This is a genomic window from Holdemania massiliensis AP2 (genome assembly GCF_000327285.1).
Lineage (GTDB): Bacteria > Bacillota_I > Bacilli_A > Erysipelotrichales > Erysipelotrichaceae > Holdemania > Holdemania massiliensis.
Genome location: NZ_HE998568.1, coordinates 310069 through 312837 on the forward strand (window position 1 = coordinate 310069; position 2769 = coordinate 312837).

Below are 2769 nucleotides of genomic sequence, written 5' to 3' on the forward strand. Positions count from 1 at the left end.
TCCCACTACATGTTCCAGGTTCTTGATCGTCGCCTGAAGCATGTCCAGCTGAGATTGTTCCTCATGATCATAAGCCACAAACGCCGAGATCTTCACCGAGCCTTCGATGTTCTTGGTAACCTCCTGCATATTGCCTGTCACAATCATAAAGATTGATATAATCAATAAGGTAATCGTAACCGCCGAGGCGCTCGATACCGACATCGCCGCATGCCGTCCCACGCCATAAAAGCCCTCGCGGATATGCCGAAAGAATCGTCTAATCATGTTTGATATATCCTCCCTCGTTCATGTCCGCTACGATATGTCCTGCCTCTAAGGCGATCGTTCGTTTGCGGTGCTTATTCACCAGTGTGATATCGTGCGTTACCATCAGGATCGTCGTTTTTTCTTCGCGGTTGATCTTTTCCAGCAGCGTCATGATTTCATCCGACTTCTGCGGATCCAGATTTCCTGTCGGTTCGTCCGCAATCAGGATCTTCGGCTTGTTCGCAATCGCGCGGGCGATCGCCACACGCTGCTGCTGACCGCCGGACAACTCCTGCGGAAAAGAGCTGCCCTTATCATCCAAGCCGACCAGATTCATGACTTCCCGCACCCGTTTACGGATTCTTTCCTTCGGCACGTTGATGACTTCCAAGGCAAAAGCGATGTTTTCAAACACTGTCTTGCGCTCTAACAGCCGGAAGTCCTGAAAGACAACGCCGATATTGCGGCGGTACAGCGGGACTTTGGAATGCTTCAGCTTTCCAACATTGATCCCGGTTACCTCCACCTTGCCTTTGGTTGGAATTTCTTCTCCATCCAACAGCTTGATCAGTGTGGATTTTCCCGACCCCGTCGGTCCGATGATATAGACAAACTCTCCCTGATCAATCTTGAGATTGACGTCATACAGGGCGTTCACTCCGTTCTTATATGTTTTTGATACATGTTTTAAATCCAGCATCTTTTCACATCCAATCGCTAGTATTATAACATAGAATCAATTTCGGTCATGATGAAAATATTGGGTTATTTCTTACAATCTTTACCGAACAAAAACACAGGCTGAAGCGCTCTTTTGAGGATTGATGACATGGATAAATTGAGTACAAAGCTGAAATCAGTCGCATCCATTCAGCCTTATCCACAAACATCGACTCCGCTCCGCACCTATCCTTTTATTTATCAATGGCGTAAAAAAAGCGTAAAAAAAGACCGGGATAGAGAGAAATTCCCGCTCATCCCCGGCCTTATCCACTTCCTGATTTCTGCTTTCAGTTCTCCAATTCGACTTTATTAATAGCCAAAGGCGGTTTCCGGCTTCACACGGCAAGGCGCCCCTTTTTTATCACAGGTATTGCTTAAGGCGCCGGAGCCCCAGCCAGCCCCAAAGGCCAAATCTCCGTTCCAGCTGTTGGCATAGCTTTCAATCGACATCGTACCTAGCTTGAATACTTCGATATGCGTATGCGGCGCACTGGCATTGCCGGATTGTCCGACCGCTCCGATCCGATCTCCGGCACTGACCACGGTGCCGGTCGCTACCGGCGTACCCGGACTCATATGTAGATACTTGATGGCATAGGTTACACCGTCGATGTTGGTCAGCAGATACACCTGATTTCCGCCCCCGCGGCTGCCGCCGGAGCCGCCGCAAGTGTTGCCGATGGAGCCGTTATTCGCACAGCCATCCGCACTGTTTAAGATGACGCCGTTGCCAGCTGCAGCGATGGACGTTCCGATTCCTGCCATGATATCCATTCCCAGATGGACGCCGCCGCTGCGGTAATACCAGGTTCCATTATTTAAATAGCCGCCGTTCGGCTTGGTAAAGCCGGTAGAGCTGCCGATACTGCCGAAATCAATTGAACTCAGAATATTTTTGAAAGCACCTAAGTTTTCAGTGATCTGATTGCCCTGTGCTTCCAGATCGGCGGCTTGTTGTTCATAGGCCACCTGCGCCAGCTGAGCGACGACGCGCAGCTCGGTCACTTCATTTTTCTTTGCTTCCAGATCTGTCTTGCTGATTTCGAGCGCCGCTTTTTCTTCCGCCATCTGCGCTTTATCCGCTTCCAGCTCATCCATCAGTCTTTTCAGTTCTTCCAGCGATTTCTTATCATAATTCATGATATCGTTGACGCCCTGAATCCGCCGCAAGAGCGAAGTGAAGTCCTCTGCCCCCATCAGAAAGTCTAAGAACTGATTGGTATGCAGCGTTTGCTGGGATCGCACCAGCCGCTGTTCCACCTTTTCCCGCAAAGCGGCAATTTCCGCTTCTTTCTGCTCGATCTGCATTTCCAGCTGTGCGATCAGCGCTTCTTTTTCTTCGATCTGAGCCGTCAGCTCGTTGATCTGTGTCGTTAATGTGGCAATCTGAGCGTCATAGCCCTGAATTTCCTTTCCGATTTTCTCTAGGTTGGATTCGATTTCCTTGCGTTTTGCCTTGATGTCACTGAGCTGCTTCGTTAATTCACTGTTGCGGCGAGAGGCATAATCCCGGCACTCGTTCTTCTGTTCTTCGGACAAATCCGAACCGGAACACATCGTTAAGTAATAGACATCCTCGTCATCATCAGCCATGACTGGCAAGACCATGCCCAGAAGCAGGATGGCGCTCAATAAAATCAGTCCCAGTTTTTTCATCGTTTCCACCTCAAATATTTCGTTACCGACATGAAGCTGCCGATCAATCCGACCGCCATCCCGATGCCTAATAATATTAACGACAGCTGCAGCACAAACGGATGCGGCGGCGTCAGCTTAAACATTTCTGAAAACAGCACT

The 2769-nt window shown here is 49.4% G+C and carries 2 protein-coding genes and 1 pseudogene; all 3 read right to left on the reverse strand.

The window, feature by feature from the left end:
- A pseudogene (locus tag BN162_RS18750) lies at positions 1–267 on the reverse strand (permease-like cell division protein FtsX); the annotation flags it as partial.
- Entirely contained in the window at positions 260–949 is a 690-nt protein-coding gene (gene ftsE / locus BN162_RS09305) for a cell division ATP-binding protein FtsE (protein ID WP_020224819.1), read from the reverse strand. The pseudogene BN162_RS18750 and the gene ftsE, both read right to left, overlap by 8 nt.
- A gap of 332 nt (positions 950–1281) precedes the next feature.
- The gene (locus BN162_RS17915) at positions 1282–2628 is read right to left on the reverse strand and encodes a murein hydrolase activator EnvC family protein (protein WP_020224820.1); all 1347 of its coding nucleotides are present in this window, start codon (positions 2626–2628) and stop codon (positions 1282–1284) included.
- Positions 2629–2769: the final 141 nt, after the last annotated feature.